The sequence below is a fragment of the Pseudomonas urethralis genome, assembly GCF_021602465.1.
Taxonomy (GTDB): Bacteria; Pseudomonadota; Gammaproteobacteria; order Pseudomonadales; family Pseudomonadaceae; genus Aquipseudomonas; species Aquipseudomonas vlassakiae.
On record NZ_BQIJ01000060.1, the window covers coordinates 1 to 528 of the forward strand.

The following is a 528-nucleotide window of genomic DNA, read 5'->3' on the forward strand; positions in this document are numbered from 1 at the left end:
TGACACCCGCAGGCCAACCGATGGCCTTGCAGCACCACCGGCTTACCGTTCATGCGTCGGCTTGGGTGCCCTTCGACAAAGGCAAAAACCCCTTGGTGAAGCGGGCAACTGGCCTTGTCGCCCAGCACCGCTGGCGTTTTACCGTTGACGGTATGGGTGCCAGCCAGCTGGCATGACAGCACGCTGCCCCCGCTGCTGGTGGGGTCGCCCAGGCAGATGGGAGGGTTCATGCCTAGGATCGTCCGATACTGGGGAGGCCATACTTGAAGGGGTCAGCGCCACGGTTCTGCTGGTTCTTCGCTTTGCGTGCCTCATCTGGCGGGCTGATCATCTGCACGGTAAGGCTGCCGTCGCTGCCGGCGTACACCACGGCACTGGCACCGCCGTCGAGGTAGCTGGCGATGGTGGCCAGGTTGATTTCCACCAGCGCGCCGCTGACGCCGGTATTGCCCAGCCGGCGACCGATGTCATAGCCCTCTTCGACATTGCCCACGTCCAGGCCTTGGCCATCGGTATTGAGGCTGTGCA

The 528-nt window shown here is 63.6% G+C and carries 1 protein-coding gene and 1 pseudogene; both read right to left on the reverse strand.

What is annotated here, in order from left to right; translation table 11 throughout:
* Nucleotides 1-230 (reverse strand): PAAR domain-containing protein (locus L6D64_RS28185; RefSeq protein WP_176510419.1); only part of this gene is annotated, 230 nt, incomplete at its 3' end.
* Nucleotides 231-232: 2 nt separating this feature from the next.
* Nucleotides 233-528: pseudogene (locus L6D64_RS28190) on the reverse strand (DUF2875 family protein); the annotation flags it as partial.